Origin of the sequence: Haloferax sp. Atlit-109R, assembly GCF_003665865.1 — an archaeon.
Taxonomy (GTDB): Archaea; Halobacteriota; Halobacteria; order Halobacteriales; family Haloferacaceae; genus Haloferax; species Haloferax volcanii.
The window spans coordinates 17,382-34,974 of sequence record NZ_QPLO01000002.1 but is presented as its reverse complement, the minus strand read 5'-3'; the positions used below and the strand labels follow the sequence as shown (position 1 = coordinate 34,974).

The 17,593-nt window shown below is 69.3% G+C and carries 21 protein-coding genes; 11 read left to right on the top strand and 10 right to left on the bottom strand.

Annotation, left to right across the window (positions count from 1 at the left end; genetic code table 11):
* Positions 1 to 3: 3 nt before the first annotated feature.
* From DVK03_RS08770 to DVK03_RS08760, 3 genes are all read right to left on the bottom strand, one after another.
* Entirely contained in the window at positions 4 to 531 is a 528-nt protein-coding gene (locus tag DVK03_RS08770; protein ID WP_004061204.1) for a YIP1 family protein, read from the bottom strand.
* 83 nt (positions 532 to 614) lie between these two features.
* A complete protein-coding gene (locus DVK03_RS08765; protein ID WP_004061202.1) occupies positions 615 to 1,202 on the bottom strand; it encodes a thymidine kinase in 588 nt (195 codons plus the stop codon).
* A gap of 130 nt (positions 1,203 to 1,332) precedes the next feature.
* A complete protein-coding gene (locus DVK03_RS08760; RefSeq protein ID WP_004061201.1) occupies positions 1,333 to 1,911 on the bottom strand; it encodes an NADPH-dependent FMN reductase in 579 nt (192 codons plus the stop codon).
* A gap of 97 nt (positions 1,912 to 2,008) precedes the next feature.
* Here DVK03_RS08760 and DVK03_RS08755 point away from each other — a divergent pair, with 97 nt between their 5' ends.
* A complete protein-coding gene (locus tag DVK03_RS08755) occupies positions 2,009 to 2,350 on the top strand; it encodes a DsrE family protein (RefSeq protein WP_004044711.1) in 342 nt (113 codons plus the stop codon).
* A gap of 22 nt (positions 2,351 to 2,372) precedes the next feature.
* On the opposite strand, the gene DVK03_RS08750 is transcribed toward DVK03_RS08755, so the two are convergent.
* Positions 2,373 to 3,290 carry an A/G-specific adenine glycosylase gene (locus DVK03_RS08750; RefSeq protein WP_115802750.1) on the bottom strand — a complete coding sequence of 306 codons (918 nt, stop codon included), beginning with the start codon at positions 3,288 to 3,290 and terminating at the stop codon, positions 2,373 to 2,375.
* Between the two features lie 104 nt (positions 3,291 to 3,394).
* On the opposite strand from DVK03_RS08750, the gene DVK03_RS08745 reads away from it, so the two are divergent.
* Positions 3,395 to 3,718, top strand: coding sequence for a hypothetical protein (locus DVK03_RS08745; RefSeq protein ID WP_004044715.1), 324 nt, complete (start codon positions 3,395 to 3,397; stop codon positions 3,716 to 3,718).
* Positions 3,719 to 3,760: 42 nt separating this feature from the next.
* Here DVK03_RS08745 and DVK03_RS08740 read toward each other — a convergent pair whose 3' ends face one another.
* Positions 3,761 to 4,237 (bottom strand): hypothetical protein, encoded by a 477-nt coding sequence (locus tag DVK03_RS08740; RefSeq protein ID WP_115802749.1) that lies wholly within the window; start codon positions 4,235 to 4,237, stop codon positions 3,761 to 3,763.
* 93 nt (positions 4,238 to 4,330) lie between these two features.
* Here DVK03_RS08740 and DVK03_RS08735 point away from each other — a divergent pair, with 93 nt between their 5' ends.
* The 4 genes from DVK03_RS08735 to gatE all read left to right on the top strand — a co-directional run bounded on the left by DVK03_RS08735 (position 4,331) and on the right by gatE (position 8,461).
* On the top strand, positions 4,331 to 4,594 hold the full coding sequence (locus DVK03_RS08735) for a BolA family protein (protein WP_004044717.1): 264 nt from the start codon (positions 4,331 to 4,333) through the stop codon (positions 4,592 to 4,594).
* A 135-nt stretch (positions 4,595 to 4,729) separates the two neighbouring features.
* A complete protein-coding gene (locus DVK03_RS08730; protein WP_008611725.1) occupies positions 4,730 to 6,139 on the top strand; it encodes a class II fumarate hydratase in 1,410 nt (469 codons plus the stop codon).
* A 235-nt stretch (positions 6,140 to 6,374) separates the two neighbouring features.
* Positions 6,375 to 6,539, top strand: coding sequence for an HVO_2901 family zinc finger protein (locus tag DVK03_RS20470; RefSeq protein ID WP_013035362.1), 165 nt, complete (start codon positions 6,375 to 6,377; stop codon positions 6,537 to 6,539).
* Between the two features lie 47 nt (positions 6,540 to 6,586).
* The gene (gatE, locus tag DVK03_RS08725; RefSeq protein ID WP_115802748.1) at positions 6,587 to 8,461 is read left to right on the top strand and encodes a Glu-tRNA(Gln) amidotransferase subunit GatE; all 1,875 of its coding nucleotides are present in this window, start codon (positions 6,587 to 6,589) and stop codon (positions 8,459 to 8,461) included.
* A 45-nt stretch (positions 8,462 to 8,506) separates the two neighbouring features.
* Here gatE and DVK03_RS08720 read toward each other — a convergent pair whose 3' ends face one another.
* The gene (locus tag DVK03_RS08720) at positions 8,507 to 9,034 is read right to left on the bottom strand and encodes a hypothetical protein (RefSeq protein WP_115802747.1); all 528 of its coding nucleotides are present in this window, start codon (positions 9,032 to 9,034) and stop codon (positions 8,507 to 8,509) included.
* 1 nt (position 9,035) lies between these two features.
* Complete coding sequence (locus DVK03_RS08715; RefSeq protein ID WP_115803309.1) at positions 9,036 to 9,956, bottom strand: M48 family metallopeptidase; 921 nt, start codon at positions 9,954 to 9,956, stop codon at positions 9,036 to 9,038.
* Positions 9,957 to 10,132: 176 nt separating this feature from the next.
* On the opposite strand from DVK03_RS08715, the gene DVK03_RS08710 reads away from it, so the two are divergent.
* Positions 10,133 to 10,594 (top strand): MaoC family dehydratase, encoded by a 462-nt coding sequence (locus tag DVK03_RS08710; RefSeq protein WP_115802746.1) that lies wholly within the window; start codon positions 10,133 to 10,135, stop codon positions 10,592 to 10,594.
* 10 nt (positions 10,595 to 10,604) lie between these two features.
* Here DVK03_RS08710 and DVK03_RS08705 read toward each other — a convergent pair whose 3' ends face one another.
* Both DVK03_RS08705 and DVK03_RS08700 read right to left on the bottom strand, forming a co-directional pair.
* Entirely contained in the window at positions 10,605 to 11,441 is an 837-nt protein-coding gene (locus DVK03_RS08705) for an RNA methyltransferase (protein ID WP_115802745.1), read from the bottom strand.
* Positions 11,438 to 12,025, bottom strand: a complete 588-nt coding sequence (locus DVK03_RS08700; protein WP_115802744.1) for a hypothetical protein — start codon at positions 12,023 to 12,025, stop codon at positions 11,438 to 11,440. The genes DVK03_RS08705 and DVK03_RS08700 overlap by 4 nt, the downstream gene beginning before the upstream one ends.
* Before the next feature lie 141 nt (positions 12,026 to 12,166).
* On the opposite strand from DVK03_RS08700, the gene folP reads away from it, so the two are divergent.
* Both folP and DVK03_RS08690 read left to right on the top strand, forming a co-directional pair.
* Entirely contained in the window at positions 12,167 to 13,306 is a 1,140-nt protein-coding gene (folP, locus tag DVK03_RS08695) for a dihydropteroate synthase (RefSeq protein ID WP_115802743.1), read from the top strand.
* 188 nt (positions 13,307 to 13,494) lie between these two features.
* Positions 13,495 to 14,178 (top strand): 6-hydroxymethylpterin diphosphokinase MptE-like protein, encoded by a 684-nt coding sequence (locus tag DVK03_RS08690; protein WP_115802742.1) that lies wholly within the window; start codon positions 13,495 to 13,497, stop codon positions 14,176 to 14,178.
* 67 nt (positions 14,179 to 14,245) lie between these two features.
* Here DVK03_RS08690 and DVK03_RS08685 read toward each other — a convergent pair whose 3' ends face one another.
* Complete coding sequence (locus DVK03_RS08685) at positions 14,246 to 15,007, bottom strand: hypothetical protein (protein WP_115802741.1); 762 nt, start codon at positions 15,005 to 15,007, stop codon at positions 14,246 to 14,248.
* 387 nt (positions 15,008 to 15,394) lie between these two features.
* Between DVK03_RS08685 and DVK03_RS08680 the strand changes: the two genes are divergently transcribed.
* Entirely contained in the window at positions 15,395 to 16,849 is a 1,455-nt protein-coding gene (locus DVK03_RS08680; RefSeq protein WP_115802740.1) for a deoxyribodipyrimidine photo-lyase, read from the top strand.
* Between the two features lie 84 nt (positions 16,850 to 16,933).
* Positions 16,934 to 17,539 carry a DJ-1/PfpI family protein gene (locus tag DVK03_RS08675; RefSeq protein WP_115802739.1) on the top strand — a complete coding sequence of 202 codons (606 nt, stop codon included), beginning with the start codon at positions 16,934 to 16,936 and terminating at the stop codon, positions 17,537 to 17,539.
* The last annotated feature ends 54 nt before the right edge of the window (positions 17,540 to 17,593 follow it).

Below are 17,593 nucleotides of genomic sequence, written 5' to 3'. Positions count from 1 at the left end.
GGCTCAGACGAGCGCGAGCGCGGCGGCGAGTTCACCGAGGGCGCGGAAGCCCCCGAAGGCGTAGCCGAACACCACGCCGGCGGGGACGGCCGCCGCGACCGCGGCTTTCGGCACCGTCGTCTGGTGGACCTCGCTGATGCCGACGACGAGGAGTACCGCCCCGTAGACCGCACAGAGGGCGCGAACGCCGGGAATCGGGAGGCTGGCGAAGGCACAGGGCGCGGCGGCGTAGGCGATGACCTGCACCGTCTCGCTCACCCCCGCGCGGCGGGACAGAAGCGGGATGAGAAGCGCCGTCTGCATGGCCGCCGTCAGGTGGAGCAACGCCGGCGCGACGAACAGCGCGACGACGAGCAGGGCGACGAGCGCCGAGACGAGCGGGCCGCCCTCGATGGCCGGAATCGTCGCCGGCGCGAGGGCGTACCCGAGGCCCTGATAGACGAGCGCCACCGCGATGGCGAACACCAGCCCGGGCGCTTGGTCGCCGGGAGCGACGCCGTCCCGGAAGAACTGGCGGGGGCGAGCGACCACGGCGACCCACGCGCGGAGGAGGCCGGCCAGCCCGCGGTCGCGGCCCTCCCGTGGGGTTTCGACCCAAGTAGTCACGCTAGCCTCTAGTCCCGCCGGAGGGTATGACAGTTCCGGCACCGCGCCTCGTAGGACTCCTCCGCGCCGACGAGGATGGTCGGGTCGTCGACGTGAGCCGGCTCGCCGTCGATGAGCCGCTGGTTCCGGGTCGCCGGCTCACCGCAGACGGTGCAGATGGCCTGAAGCTTGTCGACGTACTCGGCGAGCGCCATCAGTTGCGGAAGCGGGTCGAACGGCTCGGCGCGGAACGTCTGGTCGGTCCCCGAGACGACGACGCGCTTACCGTCGGCGGCCAGCGCCTCGCACACGTCGACCAGTTCGGCCGAGAAGAAGTTGGCCTCGTCGATGGCGACCACGTCCTCGCCGTTGAGTTCCTCCGCGATTTGCCAGACGCCCTCGCCCTCGGAGGGGACGACGCTCGCCTCCCACGACCGGCCGGCGTGCGAGCCGACCGTCGTCTCGCCGTAGCGGTCGTCGAGTTGGGGCTTGAACACCGAAATCTCCTGCCCGGCGATTTCGGCCCGGCGGAGGCGTCGGAGGAGTTCCTCCGTCTTCCCCGAGAACATAGAGCCGGAGATGACCTCTATCCATCCGCTCTGCGTGATGGCGTGCATATCCTGACAGGGGGACGAGGAGGGTCAAAACGATTGTTCATCTGCCGCGACGGTCAGCCGTCGAGACGGGTCGGCTCCGCGGTTCGACGCCGCTGACAGGCGGGGTGGACGGATGGCCCGTGACGGCGAGTCAGTCGTCAGCGCCGACGTTTTCGCCGCTTTCGAACGTCGGCGGCTCCGGCTCGATGTTGGCGTAGACGACCGCGTCGCGGCCGAGTCGTTCGACCCGCTCGCGCAGGTCCTCGTCGGTGATGTCGTCGCCGTCGAACGACGAGGAGACGCGGGGAATCGCGACCTGATGGGGAAGCACCCACGAGTTCAGCGACCGGCAGACCGACCGGAGATGTTCGAGGGCGATCACGGGGAAGGAACCACCGGCGACGGCGAGTAGGCCGACGGTCTTCTCTCCGAACTCGTCGAAGCCGCAGTAGTCGAGGGCGTTCTTGAGGATTCCGGAGTACGAGCCGTGGTAGACCGGCGTCCCGAGGATGACCGCGTCCGCGCCGTCGACGACGCGGACGAGTTCGGCCGAGCCGCCCTGCTCGTCGAAGTCGGCGTCGAGCGGCGGGAGGTCGTACTCGCGGAGGTCCACGAGTTCCGTCGTTCCGCCGGCGGCGGACGCGCCTGCGAGGACGTGTTCGAGCGCCAGTCGGGTGTAGCTGTGGTCGCGGAGACTGCCGCAGATGGCGACCACGTGTGGCTGCGTCATATCCTGTGTCTCCGTGACTGCGTGAAAACCCCGTCGGCCGCCTCCGGGCGTGTCGGACGGGCGCAACACACAGGGAGCCGGGGGGCGAAAACCAACCGTGAACGTCGTCTTCCACGTCTCCAGCGCCGACCTCGGTGACTGGCGACACGCCATCCGCAACGTCCGAAACCTGCTCGACGACGAGACGGTCGAGACGGACACTGTCACCCTTCTTGCCAACGGCGACGCGGCGCTCCTGTTTCTCGATGACTCGCCCGTCCGCGACCGCCTCGACTCGCTGTTCGAGGCCGGCGTCCGCTGTTGCGCCTGTCGGAACTCCCTCGACGGCCGCGGGTTCGACGCCGACCGCCTGGCCGACGGCGTCGAGGTGGTCCCCTCGGGCGTCGGTGAACTCGTGACGCGACAGGCGGCCGGCGACGCCTATCTGAAAGTGCCGTAATGGAAATCGCCCGGAGGTGGCGCTACTTCGCCAGCGAGACGCGGACGCCGTCGTCGCCCTCCGCGACATCGACGAGGCCGTCGGATTCGAGGTCGTCCACGAGGCCGCGGAGCCACTCCGCACCCGTGTCGCCGCCGTAGTCGACGCGGACTCGGGGTCCTAACTCCGAGAGGCCGAGGTCGTCGTACTCGCCGAGAACTCTGACGACCCGCCCGCGGAACTGCCGCCTGCTCCCCTCGAAACTCGGCTGGGTCGGCACGTCGGGCGCGGTGAAGTCGCCGGTCTCGTAGGCGTGGCAGAACCGCCGCCACGGACAGCCGGACTCGTCGCAGGTGGGCGTCTTCCCGCAGGCCACGCCCCCCAATTCCATGATGGCGTTGTTCCAGACGCGGGACTCGCCGTCGGGCATGAGTTCCGAGGCGGCGGCTTCGAACGCCGCGTCGTCGTCGGGGACCGCGAAGGCGCGGTGCAGCACCCGCTTGACGTTGGTGTCGACCACCGCGTCGCCGTTGTTGAACGCGAAGGAGGCGACCGCGTTGGCGGTGTAGGGGCCGACGCCCATCAGCTCGGAGAGGCCGTCGGGCGTCCGGGGGAACTTGCCGCCGTGGTCCTCTTCGACCTGCCGAGCGGCCTCGTGGAGGTACTTCGCGCGGTTGTTGTAGCCCAGTCGGTGGTCCGTCCAGAAGCCGACCACGTCGGCGCGGTCGGCCGCCGCGAGGTCGGCCGTCGTCGGCCACTCGTCGAGGAACGCCTCCCACGCCTCGACCACGCGGCCGAGTTGGGTCTGCTGGCTCATCACCTCGGAGACGAGAATCTCGTAGGGGTCGTCGGTGCGCCGCCACGGGAAGTCCCGGTGGTCGGCCTCGTACCACTCGGTGAGCGCGGACTGGACTGCTTCGCGGTCGAGGTCGGCGGGGAGTTCGGACGACGCGTCGCTCATCGCCCCGGCTTGGGACGGCCGGCGTTTAGCCGTGGCGATGCCGGAGCGCGGTCCTTCCCGCGCGGTCGAAACGCGTATCCCCGTGACGGCCCCATCGCCGGGCGATGACGCTCGACGAACTCACAGACGACGTTGACGCGGCTTACGGAGACCTCGGAGACAGCCTCGACGTGTCGCTCGACCGCGAGACGCGACACGAACTCGCCATGCTCGTCGCCCTGTTCGACCCCGACGACGCGGACGAACTCGTCCGCCGGGCGGTCCACGCGCTGTTCCAGTCGGAACTCGACCGCGGCCAGCTCGACTTCCACCTCCGGCAGGGCTACGACGTGACCTACGACGAGTACCTCGCGGGGATGACCTACGACGAGATGACCGGGCAGTCGCAGGCCCCGCCGCGGGACGACGTGCGCCGCTATCAGATGTAAACGCGGCCGAGAGCGACCCGCCCCGCTCCGACCAGACCCGACTCAGACGATTTCGGCTTCGATTTCGACGCCGTCGATGCGGCGGTAGCGGTGGGGTTCGCTGTCGCCGCCGTCGCCGCCGTCGCCGTCACTGTCGCCGTCGCCATCGCCGCCACGGTCGACCTCGAACGCCCGGAGGAGCACCACCAGTCGGCCGTCACCGAGGTTGGCGCGGAGGACGACGCCCTCGCCGGTGACGACCACGTAGGGCGGGGCCGCGACGGGCGGCGCGGCCATCGGTCGACCGGTAGCCGTCACCGCGTCAGCGAGCGCCCGCGGCAGGCGAGACAGCGCGCCGGAGCCGTCGAGCGCGCGCCTGAACGGGGGCACGACGCGCTCGCGGTCCGTCACGGAATCGCCGTCCCACTCCGCGGTGACGGCGGTGGCGCACTGGCCGACGACGGTCAGCAGTCGCTCGTGGTCGTCGCGGAGCACGCGGACGGCCTCCTCGGGCCCGGCGGTGGGTGTCGCGTCAGTCACGACCCGAGGTGCGTCGTCCCCGAATAAAAACCTCCGCGAGCGCGGTCGCCACCTCCCGGACGCTTTTTCCCGGCGCGGGCCGCCAGTACGCACATGGAACTCGCCGCCATCGAGGACCTCATCGAATCGCACATCGAGGACGCCGACGCGACGGTCTCGCGGCCGCGAACGGTCGACCAGGACCACGAGGACGACCACTACGCCGCCGTCGTCGTCTCGCCCGCCTTCGAGGGGAAGTCGCTCGTCCAACAGCACCAACTCGTCTACGACGCCCTCGGCGACCACATGACGACGGACATCCACGCGATGGAGCTGAAGACGTACACGCCCGAGGAGTACGCGGCGCGCGAGGAGTGACCGAACCGCCGCGGTCGCCGCGGCCGTCGCGGTTGGCATGTCAGCTGACGCGCCGCGCGACCGCCGACAGTCGCGGCTGTCAGTGAGGCGCACGGACCAATGGATTTTACCTCCTGCCAAAACGACCCCCGAATCATGGGCGACGATGATTATCGAATCGAGCGGGACAGTCTCGGCGAGATGGAAGTGCCTGTCGACGCCTACTGGGGCGCACAGACCCAGCGGGCGGTCGAGAACTTCCCAATCTCCGGCATCACCTTCGGGCGGCGGTTCGTCCGCGCGCTCGGCGTGGTGAAGAAGGCCGCCGCGCAGGCCAACCGCGACCTCGGCATGATAGACGAGGACGTCGCGGCCGCCATCGTCGAGGCCGCCGACGAGGTCATCGCCGGCGAACTCGACGACCAGTTCCCCGTCGACGTGTTCCAGACCGGTTCGGGCACGTCCTCGAACATGAACGCCAACGAGGTCATCGCCAACCGCGCCGCGGAGATTATGGGCGAGGGCATCGGTGACCGCGTCGTCCACCCGAACGACCACGTCAACTTCGGCCAGTCCTCCAACGACGTGATTCCGACGGCCATGCACGTCGCCTCCCTCGAAGCCGTCGAGAAGGACCTGCTTCCCGCGCTGGAGACGCTCGCCGAGGCGCTCGGCGACAAGGAAGCCGAGTTCGACGGCGTCGTCAAGACCGGCCGAACCCACTTGCAGGACGCCACGCCCGTCCGCCTCGGACAGGAGTTCGGCGGCTACCGCACGCAGGTCGAAAAGGGCATCCGCCGCGTCGAGAACGTGCGCGAGCACCTCGGCGAACTCGCGCTCGGCGGCACCGCGGTCGGCACGGGACTCAACACGCACCCCGAGTTCCCGGCGAAGGCAGCCGAGTACATGACCGAGGAGACCGGCGTCGAGTTCCGCGAGGCCGACAACCACTTCGAGGCGCAGGCGGCCCACGACGCGATGAGCGAGGCCCACGGCGCGCTCCGCACCGTCGCCGGCTCCCTGAACAAAATCGCAAACGACCTCCGCCTGCTCGCGTCCGGCCCGCGCAACGGGCTCGGCGAACTCGAACAGCCGGAGAACCAGCCCGGCTCCTCCATCATGCCCGGAAAAATCAACCCGGTCGTCGCGGAGGCGGTCAATCAGGTCCACAAGCAGGTCGTCGGCAACGACGCCGCCGTCTCCGCCGGTGCCGCGGAGGGCCAAATCGACCTCAACCTCTACAAGCCCGTGCTCGCGCACAACTTCCTCGAATCAGCGAAGCTGCTGGCGAACTCCTCGGAGGTCTTCGCCGAGCGGTTCGTCGCCAAACTCGAAGCTAACGAGGAACACTGCGAGACGCGGGTCGAACAGTCGATGGCGCTGGCGACGGCGCTCAACCCCGCAATCGGCTACGACAAGGCCTCGAAGGTGGCGAAGAAGGCGCTCGCTGAGGACAAAAGCGTCCGACAGGTCGCCGTCGACGAGGGCTACCTCACCGAGGCGGAAGCCGACGAGGTGCTCGACCCCGAGAAGATGACCCATCGCGGCATCCTCGGCGACGACTGAGCCCCGGCGAAAAACAGTCCACTTTTTGATACGTTGAGTCGAGCGGGCGACCCGCTCGGTTCGGGTCGCGTTCGCGTCGATTTCGGTCAGTTCAGCCGCGAAGACGGTTATATTTACTCGGCTCGCGGTAGCAATCGCACTCCGGCGCTGCCGTGACAGTCACCCCCGAGTGAAGAACTGTCACGAAATCTCGAAAATCGGTATTTTGAAGCTTGATTTTGACGATTATACCAGTATGGCCGGACTGCAACAGCAGCGGGCCCGCGGGCGAGACATGTTGGAGTGTCGAGGTTGTGGGGCCGTATTCCCGGAGGGACGAGCGACGAACGACGGGTGGACGTACGTCTGTCCCGAGTGTGAACAGGTCGAAGGTATCGGCGAGGGGCTTCGTCGCCTCTGACGGCAGACTGAATCCTTTTTTACTCCCCCCGAACGCAGGGAGTACCAATGACCGAGTACGACTACGACTACGAGGACCTCGGCCTCGTGGCTGGGCTGGAGATTCACCAGCAACTCGACACCGAGACGAAGCTGTTCTGCGGGTGTCCGACCGACCTCCGCGAGCCCGACGAGGCGACGCGCACGTTCACGCGCTTCCTCCATCCGACCAAGAGCGAACTGGGCGAACTCGACGACGCCGCGCTCGAAGAGAGCCGCGTCGAACGCGAGTTCGAGTATCTCGCCTACGACTCGACCTGTCTGGTCGAGGAGGACGACGAGCCGCCGCACGAACTCGACCACGAGGCGCGGACGGTCGCCATGCAGATTGCCGAACTGCTCGACATGAACGTCGTCGACGAGGCGCACGTCATGCGCAAGCTCGTCATCGACGGCTCGAACACCTCGGGGTTCCAGCGCTCGTCGCTCATCGCGCAGGAAGGCGAGATTCAGACCGAAGACGGCCCCGTCTCCGTCGTGGACCTCATGCTCGAAGAGGAGTCCGCCCAGCGCGTCGAAGAGCGAGACGACGGCGTCCTATACAGCCTCGACCGCCTCGGCATCCCGCTCGTCGAAATCGGCACCGGCCCGGACATCTCCTCGCCCGAACAGGCGCGCGAGGCGGCCCAGACCATCGGGATGCTCCTGCGCTCGACCGGGAAGGTCAAACGCGGCCTCGGTACCATCCGGCAGGACGTGAACGTCTCCATCGCCGACGGCGCGCGCGTCGAAATCAAGGGCGTGCAGGCGCTCGACCAAATCGACGAAATCGTCCACTTCGAGGTCGGCCGACAGGCGGAACTCGTCGAGATTCGTGACGAACTCCAGTCGCGCGACGCCTCCGTCGGCGGCGTGGCCGACGTGACCGACGTGTTCGAGGACTCGGACTCCGGCGTCATCCGCGGCGCGCTCGACGCCGGCGGGAAGGTCACGGCCGTCCCGCTGTACGGCTTCGACGGCCTCGTCGGCCGCGAACTCCAGCCCGACCGCCGCCTCGGCACGGAACTGTCCGACCACGCCAAGCGCCACGGCGCGGGCGGCATCTTCCACACCGACGAACTCCCGGCCTACGGCGTCACCGAGGCCGAGGTCGAATCGCTCCGCGAGGCGGTCGACGCCGGCCCCGAGGACGCGGTCGCCATCGTCGCCGACGACCCCGAGACGGCCGACCTCGCCATCGACGCGGTCGCAGAACGCGCCGAAGTCGCCATCGAGGAGGTCCCCGAGGAGACCCGCGGGGCCAACGACGACGGCACGACGCGCTACCTCCGCCCGCTCCCCGGCGCGGCCCGGATGTACCCCGAGACGGACGTACCCCCCGTCGACCTCGACCCGAGCGACGTGGAGACGCCCGAACTCCTGACCGAGAAGGTCGACCGCTACCAAGCCGAGTTCGGCCTCGACGCCGGCCTCGCGGAGCAGGTCGCCTACGGCCGGACGATGCCGCTGTTCGAGGAGGCCGTGGACGCCGGCATCGACGCGACGTTCGCGGCGGGGCTGCTCGAATCGACGCTGACCGAACTCCGCCGCGACGACGTGGCCGTCTCCGAACTCACCGACGACCACCTGCTCGCGGTCATGCAGCTCGTCGAGGACGGCGACCTCGCCAAGGAGGGCGTCAACGACGTGCTCGCCACCATCGCCGAGGACCCGAGCCTCACGGCCGAGGAAGCCGTCGAGGAGGCCGGCCTCTCCGGCGTCTCCGAAGAGGAGGTCCGCGAGGCCATCGCGGAGGTCGTCGAGCGCAACGCCGACCAAGTCGAACAGCAGGGCATGGGCGCGTTCTCCGCCCTCATGGGCGAGGCGATGGGCGCGCTCCGCGGCAAGGCCGACGGCGGCGTCGTCAGCGACGTGCTCCGCGAGGAGATTCAAAAGCGGGCCTGACCGCCGAGGCCTCGGACCGCATCCCGTTTTCTCCGTTCTCCGTTCTCACGACGCCGATCGCCCGCTCTGGCGGACGAACCGCCGCCAGCCCCACCGCCCCGCGAACTCGACGCCGGCCGCGACGACGAGAAGCACCAACAGCACCGGCCCGAAGATGAGGAACATCCCCAGCGCATCGGTCTCGCCGCGGACGTGGAGGAACGCCCACCAGACGAGTTCCGTGACGCCGAACAGGCCGACGAGCGGCGCGACCAGCCCGCGGCGAGCGAACAGCAGGGCCGAAACGGCGACGAACCCGGCGAGCAGGAGGAACGAAACGCCGAGGAAGCCCGCCGCGGTCAGCGGGTCTTCGACCAGCCCCGAGGGGAACGCGTCGGTGACGAGTCGGGCCGCGGTCCAGACGGCGAGCGTGGCGAGGGCGTAGCCGCCGCCGACGAGCGCGGGCGTCAGGAAGCTTCGGGCGCTCCGGGCGCGGGTCACGTAGACGACGGCGACGGTGCCGAGCGCGGCGGCGACGGCGACGATGTGGGTGAGAAGCCAGTTACCGAGCACCGGGTCGGGCGAGCCGGGCATCTCAGCGCACCTCGATTCGCGTCATCGACTCGTCGGCCATCGCTGCCAGTCGCTCCACGCGCTCGTCGGTCGAGGGGTGGGTCGAAAGCAGGTCCGACACCGAGTCTTCGACCTCGACCTCGCCGTACACCCACAGCGGCGACAGGCCGTGTTGCGGCCGGGCGGCCCGCTCTAACTTCCGCAGGGCCGACGCGAGCGCCATCGGCTTGTCCGTCACCTCGGCGGCCCGCGCGTCGGCCGCGAACTCCCGTTTTCTCGACTGCGACCGGACGAACACGGTGAGGCCGAAGCCGAACAGCCCGACGAACTCGTCCAGTCGGAGGCGAATCCGCCCGGCGAGCGTCTCGGTCCACGACCCCGGCCGGCCGCGCATCCACGCCGAGCCGAGGGCGACGCCCGTCGTCAGGAACGTCACCGGCGAGACGAACAGGTAGCCGACGCCGACGACCGTCTGGAGGACGCTCGCCACGAGCGACTGGACCAGCCCGTCTTTCCGTTCGAGGTGCGCGAGTTCGTGCGCGAGCAGCGCCTCGAACTCGTCGGCGTCGAGGAGGCGGAACAGCGAGGCGTCGAGGACGACCACGTCGCGGCCCATCGGGTCGAGCGCCATCGCGTTCGGCGCGGCGAAACGCGCGAGCTTCAGCGTCGGCGGGTCGAGGTCCATCCGCTCGGCGAGGCGGTCGCGGAGGCGGTGGACCGACGGCGACTCCGCGGGCGACATATCCCGCGCGTCGAGTTGGCTGAGCAGGCGCACCGTGCCGAAGCGGAAGCTCAGATAGCCGAGGACGACGGCGACTGCGACGCCGACGACGGCGGCGGTCAGGGGGTCGGGGCGAAGCCGCCAGAGCGTCACCACCGCGAACGCGCTGAGCGCGCTGAGCGAGAGGTAGAACGCGAGGACGACGACGCCGACGACGACCATCGGGAGGCGAGAGCGGCGCGGGGACGTTGCCATCTCGCGTGGGGATACGGGGTCGGACCGCAAAAGCTGTCTGGCGCTCAGGGGCGGGGGAATGAAAACGGGGTGCGCTCGGCCGCGTGCGCCGCCCGGACCGCCGACACCGCTACTTTCTCCACGGGGCCGGCCGAAGGGGAGTCATGCAGTTCTTCGAGGATTTCGCGGCCGGCGACACCCACGAGTTCGGCGCGTACGACGTGACCGAAGCGGAGGTGCTGGAGTTCGCCGAACAGTACGACCCGCAGTGGTTCCACACCGACCCGGAGCGCGCCGAGTCCGAGTCGATGTACGGCGGCGTCATCGCCAGCGGTTGGCACACCACGGCGATGACGATGCGCCTGCTCGTTGACGGCTTCCTCGGTGACTCGGCCGCCCTCGGCGCGAAAGGCGTCGACGAGCTTCGCTGGTGGAAACCGGTGTATCCGGGGGACACGCTCGTCGTGGAAAACGAGGTGCTGGAGACGACCGCCGAGACCGACAGCCGCGGCCTCGTGGAGATTCGGACGACCACCCGCGCGGAGCGCGAGTCCGGCGAGGTCGAGAAAGTCTGTTCGTTCGTGAGCTACGTGATGTTCGCCCGCCGGGACGACGACGCGGAGTAGCGCGGACGCGTCAGCTCTCGTCGTCGCGGAAGCGGTCCGGGTCGCGGACGGCCTCGGCGGCCCGGCGGAACACGCCCGTCAGCGTCGCGGCCTCGCGCTCGGTCGGGTGGGCGCGGCCGAGCAGTCGGCGCATCATCCGCGAGGTCTTGGTTCGCTTGTGTTCGCGGTAGTCCACGGCGTCGAGCAACTCGTCGAAAAAGCGGTAGACGACCTCGATTTCCGCCTCTGAGGCGCGCTCGCGCTCCACATCCGGTAGCTGCGTCTCCTCGACCGTAAACCGGCGAAGTTCGTACATGAGAAGCGTCGCCGCCTGCCCGAGGTTGAGCACGGGATAGCGGTCGTCGGCGGGGATACAACAGACCTCGTCGAGCATCGCCAACTCCTCGTTGTCGAGGCCGGTTCCCTCGCGGCCGAAGACGAGCGCGGTCTTCGTCTCCACCGACTCCAGCGAGTCGGCGATTTCGACCGGCGTCTTGAACGGGTAGCGGACGTGCCGGGTGGAGTCCTCGTGGGAGACCGCGGTCGTCCCGACGGTGTGGAACTCCTCGACGACCTCCTCTAGGGTCGTCTCGGTGGCGTTCGGAAGCACGTCCTCGCGGGCGTGGCCGGCGAAGCCGTAGGCCTCGCCGTCGGGGTCGAGCGGCGGCGGGTCGACGAGGCGGAGGTCGTAGATGCCGAAGTTCTTCATCGCCCGCGCGATGGTCCCGACGTTGCCGGGCGTCTCGGGTTCGACGACGACGACGACGAACTCGCGGTCCCCGGCGTCACCGGTGGCGGCGTTGGCGGTATCGGCGGTATCGGCGGCGTCGACAACATCGACGGCGTCGGCGTCTGGGTCGTCGCTCATTTCGTCGGGTAGTCCGTGTCGAGGTCGACGCCGTCGAGGTCGTCTTCGGTCAGGGGCGTCCCGTCCTCGTCGTCCGCGCCGGGGCCGTAGTCGCGGAGGTTGATACGCTCGCCCTCGACGAAGTTCTCCTCCAGCCGGCGCTGTATCTCGTTGGCGTCCGGCGGCGACGGGAGTTCGTCGGGTTCGGTGTCGACGTACTCCAGCCCGCCGTAGCCGTCGGGCGCGCGGCCGCCGGCGGCGAACCACTCGTGGAAGGCGTCGGCGAACACCGCGTCGCCGACGAGGTCGCGGCCGTCCTCCTCGCGGAACCAGTAGAGGAAGTCCGGCTCGTGGTGCTCGCAGAGAAGCACCTCCCCGCGGGGCTCGCCGTAGACGATGGCGGCCTGTCGGCACTGCTGTATCTCCTCGTCGCCGTGGATTAGATAGCAGGCGTCGCACGGCTCCTCGACGAGCGAGACGAGGCGCATGAGACGCTCCCGTGGGTCCTCGGGAATCTCGTCGAGCGGTTTGAACTCCCCCTCGTCGGTGAATATCTCGGACTCTTCGAAGCGCCATCCGCGGAGTCCGACGCTGACCTTCGCCATGGTCCGAGGTAGCCGAGCGGCGGATAAAAGTGGCGTGATGCCGGTCAGTCGTCCGCGAGCGACGGCGAACGAGCGCCGCAGGGCTGGCTGCCCGCCTTCCGCGACCGGTCGGCATATAGTCGTGTGGTCCAACCGACGGGTATGCGCACCGTCGATGCGGCAGGACTCGAAATTGGCGACGACCACCCGCCCCGAATCATGGGCGTGCTGAACGTCTCCAAGGAGTCCCCGTACAAGCCGAGCGTGTTCAACGACCCGAGCGAGGCCGCCGAGTACGTCGACCGCGAACTCATCGACGAGGGGGCCGACATCGTCGATATCGGCCTCGAATCCGCGAACAAGCGCCTCGACGTGCTGTCGGCCGAAGACGAACTCGACCGCCTCGACACGGCGCTTTCGGTCCTCGACAGCGTCTCCGGCGACGCCGTCTTCTCCATCGAGACGCGCTACCACGAGGTCGCGGAGGCGGCGCTCGACGGTGGGTTCGACATGGTCAACGATATCTGCGGCTTCGCCGACCCGGAGATGCCCCGCGTCTGCGAGGAGTTCGACGCCGCCGTCGCCAAGATGGCGAGCCCCCCGGACCTCACCCGCCCCGGTGCAATCGAGGAGGTCGACGACATCTACGACGCCCTCGAACTGAACGGCTTCACCGACAAGACCATCCTCGACCCCGCTTTCGGCGGCTGGTCGGAGGCGAAGACGCTCGAACACGACCGCGAGACGTTCGACCGCCTGCGGGAGTTCCGCGGCTACGGCTACCCCATCCTGGTCTCCATCAACCGCAAGAACTTCCTCCGCGACGTGGCCGGCCGCTCGACCGAGGAGGCTCTGCCCGTCAGCCTCGCCGCCACGTCGATGGCGGTCGAGCGCGGTGCCCACGTCGTCCGGACCCACGACGTGAAAGAGACCCGCGACGCGGCCCTCATCGGTCACGAGTTCGCGCGCCGCCGCGTCCGCGACCCCGGCGACGTGTCGGTCGAGGAACTCGACGTGACGACGACCGGCGACGCCGCCAGACACCTCGACCGGGTCGGCGCGAACCGCGACCTCGCGGCCGAGAGCGTCACGCGCGTCTTCGAACTGGAAGGACTCGGAGTCGACGACCGCGAGGCCCTCGAAGCCGCCGCCGGCGACGCGGGAGCCGTCTTGGCCGCCGGCGACACCGGGGCGCTGCTGGTCGGGACGCCCGCCGCGCTCGCCCGGCTTTCGACGCTCGTCACGGACGCCTCCGACGCCCTCGAAGCCGCCCTCGAAACGGTCGAGCGGGCGACGCGATAACTGGTGCGTGAACCCCTCACAGACCCGTCTCGCCGTCTGACGTTCGGCAGACGTTGACCGTTCTACTAAGAGAAAACTTATACCATCCGACTCTAAAACGGTCCTGTGGACGCCGGAAGGGCACGCGGGTAGGGGTACACGAGTGCCGTTCCGGCCCATACAGTCACATTCTGAGCGACAGCTATACCATGGATTTCACCACGTGGGAACCCGTCTACGGGCGGATTCTCGACGACTTCGGCTTCGACCGAACCGGCGACGAGCGCGCCAGAGACGCGCTCGCGGACCTCGTGAAACCGTTCGACCGCGACCGACTGGACTGGGCGGGCGCGACCGTCGCCGTCTGCGGGGCGGCCCCGACGCTCGACGCCGAACTCGACCGACTCGACGACCCCGACGTGGACGTGGTCGTCGCCGCCTCCACCGCAGCCGACGCGGTGCGAGACGCCGGGTTCGACCTCGATTTGATGGTGACGGACCTCGACAAGAACCCCGAGACGGCGGTCGAACTAACCGAATCGGGCGTGCCCGTCGCGGCCCACGCCCACGGCGACAACCTTCCCGCGGTCCGCGAGTGGGTTCCACAGTTCGACGCCGACCACGTCCTCGGGACGACGCAGGCGGCTCCCGTCGGCCCCGTCGTCAACTGGGGCGGCTTCACCGACGGCGACCGGGCGGTCTTCATCGCCGACGAACTCGGGGCGAAGCGGCTCGTCTTCGCCGGCTGGGACTTCGACGACCCGGCCGTGGACGCGATGAAAGCGCAGAAACTCCGGTGGGCGGAGCGCCTGCTCCGGTGGCTCGAACGACGCCGCGACGAGCGCTTTTCGGTGCTCGACGGGCGGCGCGACGGCATCGACTCGCTCCCCTGAGAGGCCCGCGCTCGCGCCGACCCGTCGGCGCTCGCCGGGCGCGGCGTGCCTCGCGCTCTCGCCTCGCTTACCGCGTGTTCTGCGGGTGCACGCCGGTACCCTCGTCGGACCCGGACTGTTCGGCCGCCGACTGCTCGACCACGCCGTCGAACAGCGTCGCGTCACAGCCCCGGCAGACGGCCGAGACGTGCCGTTTCGTCCCGTCGGAGGTCCGCACCCGTTCGGTTTCGACCGCGACCGCGCCGTCACAGGTCGGGCACGTCCGGAGACACAACCGAAGCGCCCCGAGGACGCGGTTCCGGTCGGCCGTCGAGAGCCGCCACCACTCGGGGTAGTACCGGCGGAACGTCGCGACCGCCGTGCGGTCGGCGACGAACGCGGCGCGGGAGGACCACCGACCGACGGTTCCGTGGTCGAGTCGCGCGAACAGCCCCCGCTCGTTCCACCCCATCTCGATTCTGTCCGAGTCGACGCCGAGAAGCGCCGCGAGCGCCTCGCGGTCGCCGTCTCGCCCGTCGGCTTCGAGCATTCGGGCGCGCCAGTCGTCGGCGAACTGTGGCGACAGCGAGAGGTTGTCGTCCGCGTCGGTCGCGAAGACGCCCGCGCCGTGCAACGCGGCGGCGAGGTCGACCCGGCCGTCGAGCGAGAGCGGCGGCGACGGCCGCGCCGACGGGAGTTGCGGGGGCGACGGCGAGGCCGACGAGAGTTCGAGGAACGCGAAGCCGAAGACGACGACGGGCGGGAGCACGCCGAGGAACGCGCCGTAGGGGACCCAGACGAGCCACCCGAGCGTCCCGCAGACGAACGTCAAGAGGAGGAGCGGAAACACGAGCGGAGACCGGAGACGCGGCTGTCGGACCCCGGAGTCAGGAAGGCAGCGATGCCCGGACATACCAGAACCGTGGGTACGACGCCGTATAGGTATGAACCGGGTACACCAGATAGCAAGAACGTAAACGTGCTCCCGTGCCGGACTTCGGTCGATAACATCACATTACCCGCGACAGTCGCGCCGCCGCGAGCGTCGACTATCGTACCACATCCATGCCAACGGGTGTCCGAACACGAGCGACTGCCGCCGCGAGACGCGGTAGGACACCGTTTCCAGCGACAGCGAGCGATTAAGTTCAGTCGAACGAGCCGGTCGGCCGATTTTTCGGCCCGTCGGCGTCCGACTGCCGCTACATTCACATAGCCGCCGTCCTGAGGCGCGCACATGCAACTGCACTGGCACCGCCGGGACCTGCGCGTCGCGGACAACCGCGGCCTCGCGACGGCCGCGGAGGCGGGCCCCGTCGCCCCGCTTTTCGTCTTCGACCGGGACGTGCTCGACCACGCCGGCGCGCCCCGCGTCAGGTACCTGCTCGACGCGCTTTCCGAGCTCCGCGACGCCTACCGAGAGCGCGGGAGCGACCTGCTCGTCGCCCGCGGCGACCCCCGGACGGTCGTGCCGGCGGTGGCGGCGGCGCTCGACGCCGAGCGGGCCGTGTGGGGTATCGACTACTCCGGGCTCGCCCGCGAGCGCGACGCGGACGTGCGGCTCGCCCTCGACGAGGCCGGCGTCGCCCGCGAGCCGGTCCACGACGCCATCTTCCACCCGCCGGGGAGCATCACGACAAACGCTGGCGACACCTACTCCGTCTACACCTACTTCTGGAAGAAGTGGCGCGACCGCGACAAGCCCGACCCGTACCCGGAGCCGGACGCCGACGACCTCGTCGACGCCGCCACGCTCGAATCCGCGGCCGAAGACCTCACCAACGGCGACGCAGAGTTCGACATCGCCGTCGGCGGCCTCCCGACCATCTCGGACCTCGGCTTCGAGGAGCCGTCGGCATCGGTCCAGTCGGCGGGGACCGAGGCGGCCCGCGAGCGCCTCTCGGCGTTCTGCGCGGACGCCATCTACCGCTACGCCGACGACCGCGACTACCCGACGCGGGACGCCACGTCGCGGCTCTCGACGGACCTCAAGTTCGGGACCATCGGCATCCGCGAGGTGTACGCGGCGACCGCCGCGGCCCGCGAGGACGTCGGCGGCGAGAGAGACGAGTCCGTCGAGGAGTTCCAGTCGCAGTTGGCGTGGCGGGAGTTCTACGCCCACGTCCTCCGAGAGCACCCGAACGTCGTCACGGAGAACTACAAGGAGTACGAGGAGGACATCGCGTGGCGCGACGACGACGAGGAACTCGCGGCGTGGAAGGCGGGCGAAACCGGCTACCCCATCGTCGACGCCGGGATGCGACAGCTCCGCGAGGAGGCGTACATGCACAACCGCGTCCGGATGATCGTCGCGTCGTTCCTCACGAAGGACCTGCTGTGCGACTGGCGACACGGCTACGCGCACTTCCGCGAGCACCTCGCGGACCACGACACCGCAAACGACAACGGCGGCTGGCAGTGGGCCGCCTCGACGGGGACCGACGCCCAGCCGTACTTCCGCATCTTCAACCCGATGACGCAGGGCGAGCGCTACGACCCCGACGGCGAGTACATCAAGCGGTACGTCCCCGAGCTCTCGGACGTGACGGCCAACACCATCCACGAGTGGCACGAACTGACCGACCTCGAACGCGAGCGGCTCGCGCCCGACTACCCGGAGCCCATCGTGGACCACGCCGACCGCCGCGAGCGCGCGATTTCGATGTTCGAGGCCGCCCGCGGCGACGACTGAGCGACGACTGACCCCGCCTGCTGTTTTTTGCCCTCGGTCGCCGCGGCACGAACGGCTTTCTGCTCGGGACCCGACTCAGAGTTCATGCACGTCGCTATCATCCTCTACGACGGCTTCGACGAACTCGACGCCGTCGCGCCGTTCGAGGTGTTCCAGAACGCCGGCGCGGCCGGGGCCGACTGCGAGGCCGAACTCGTCGCGCTCGACGACCGCGAGTTCGTGACCGCGAGCCACGGGATGCGCGTCGGCGTCGACGGCGCCCTCGACCCGGAAACCGACCGCCCGGACCTGCTCGTCGTCCCCGGTGGCGGCTGGAACTCCCGCGCCGACCAGAGCGCGTGGGCCGAAGCCGAGAAGGGCGAGATTCCCGACGCCATCGCCGCGCTCCACGAGGCCGGAACGACCGTCGCCGGCGTCTGTACCGGCGGGATGCTCCTCGCCCGCGCCGGCATCCTCGACGGACGCCCCGCGGTCACCCACGGCGGCGCGCTCTCCGACCTCCGACAGACGGCCGCGGAAGTCGTCGAAGCGCGCGTCGTCGACGACGGCGACGTGCTCACCGCGGGCGGCGTCACCTCCGGTCTCGACCTCTCGTTACATCTCGTCGAACGCGAGTTCGGAGCCGAAATCGCCGACGCCGTCTCGACGGAAATCGAGTACGAGCGCCGGACGAAGCCGTTCGACGGCTGACACGCTCGCGCGAACCGGAGCTTCTCGAAGCGGAGAAATCGACCGATAGCGACC

Bases quoted from the DNA above. Each gene is read 5' to 3' on its own strand.
- folP (WP_115802743.1), top strand. From the start codon at position 12,167: ATGCGCACCGTCGATGCGGCAGGACTCGAAATTGGCGACGACCACCCG.
- DVK03_RS08700 (WP_115802744.1), bottom strand. From the start codon at position 12,025: ATGGCGAAGGTCAGCGTCGGACTCCGCGGATGGCGCTTCGAAGAGTCC.
- DVK03_RS08705 (WP_115802745.1), bottom strand. From the start codon at position 11,441: ATGAGCGACGACCCAGACGCCGACGCCGTCGATGTTGTCGACGCCGCC.
- DVK03_RS08745 (WP_004044715.1), top strand. From the start codon at position 3,395: ATGACGCTCGACGAACTCACAGACGACGTTGACGCGGCTTACGGAGAC.
- gatE (WP_115802748.1), top strand. From the start codon at position 6,587: ATGACCGAGTACGACTACGACTACGAGGACCTCGGCCTCGTGGCTGGG.
- DVK03_RS08680 (WP_115802740.1), top strand. From the start codon at position 15,395: ATGCAACTGCACTGGCACCGCCGGGACCTGCGCGTCGCGGACAACCGC.
- DVK03_RS08675 (WP_115802739.1), top strand. From the start codon at position 16,934: ATGCACGTCGCTATCATCCTCTACGACGGCTTCGACGAACTCGACGCC.
- DVK03_RS08760 (WP_004061201.1), bottom strand. From the start codon at position 1,911: ATGACGCAGCCACACGTGGTCGCCATCTGCGGCAGTCTCCGCGACCAC.
- DVK03_RS08765 (WP_004061202.1), bottom strand. From the start codon at position 1,202: ATGCACGCCATCACGCAGAGCGGATGGATAGAGGTCATCTCCGGCTCT.
- DVK03_RS08715 (WP_115803309.1), bottom strand. From the start codon at position 9,956: ATGGTCGTCGTCGGCGTCGTCGTCCTCGCGTTCTACCTCTCGCTCAGC.
- DVK03_RS08690 (WP_115802742.1), top strand. From the start codon at position 13,495: ATGGATTTCACCACGTGGGAACCCGTCTACGGGCGGATTCTCGACGAC.
- DVK03_RS08735 (WP_004044717.1), top strand. From the start codon at position 4,331: ATGGAACTCGCCGCCATCGAGGACCTCATCGAATCGCACATCGAGGAC.
- DVK03_RS08730 (WP_008611725.1), top strand. From the start codon at position 4,730: ATGGGCGACGATGATTATCGAATCGAGCGGGACAGTCTCGGCGAGATG.
- DVK03_RS20470 (WP_013035362.1), top strand. From the start codon at position 6,375: ATGGCCGGACTGCAACAGCAGCGGGCCCGCGGGCGAGACATGTTGGAG.
- DVK03_RS08720 (WP_115802747.1), bottom strand. From the start codon at position 9,034: ATGCCCGGCTCGCCCGACCCGGTGCTCGGTAACTGGCTTCTCACCCAC.
- DVK03_RS08710 (WP_115802746.1), top strand. From the start codon at position 10,133: ATGCAGTTCTTCGAGGATTTCGCGGCCGGCGACACCCACGAGTTCGGC.
- DVK03_RS08750 (WP_115802750.1), bottom strand. From the start codon at position 3,290: ATGAGCGACGCGTCGTCCGAACTCCCCGCCGACCTCGACCGCGAAGCA.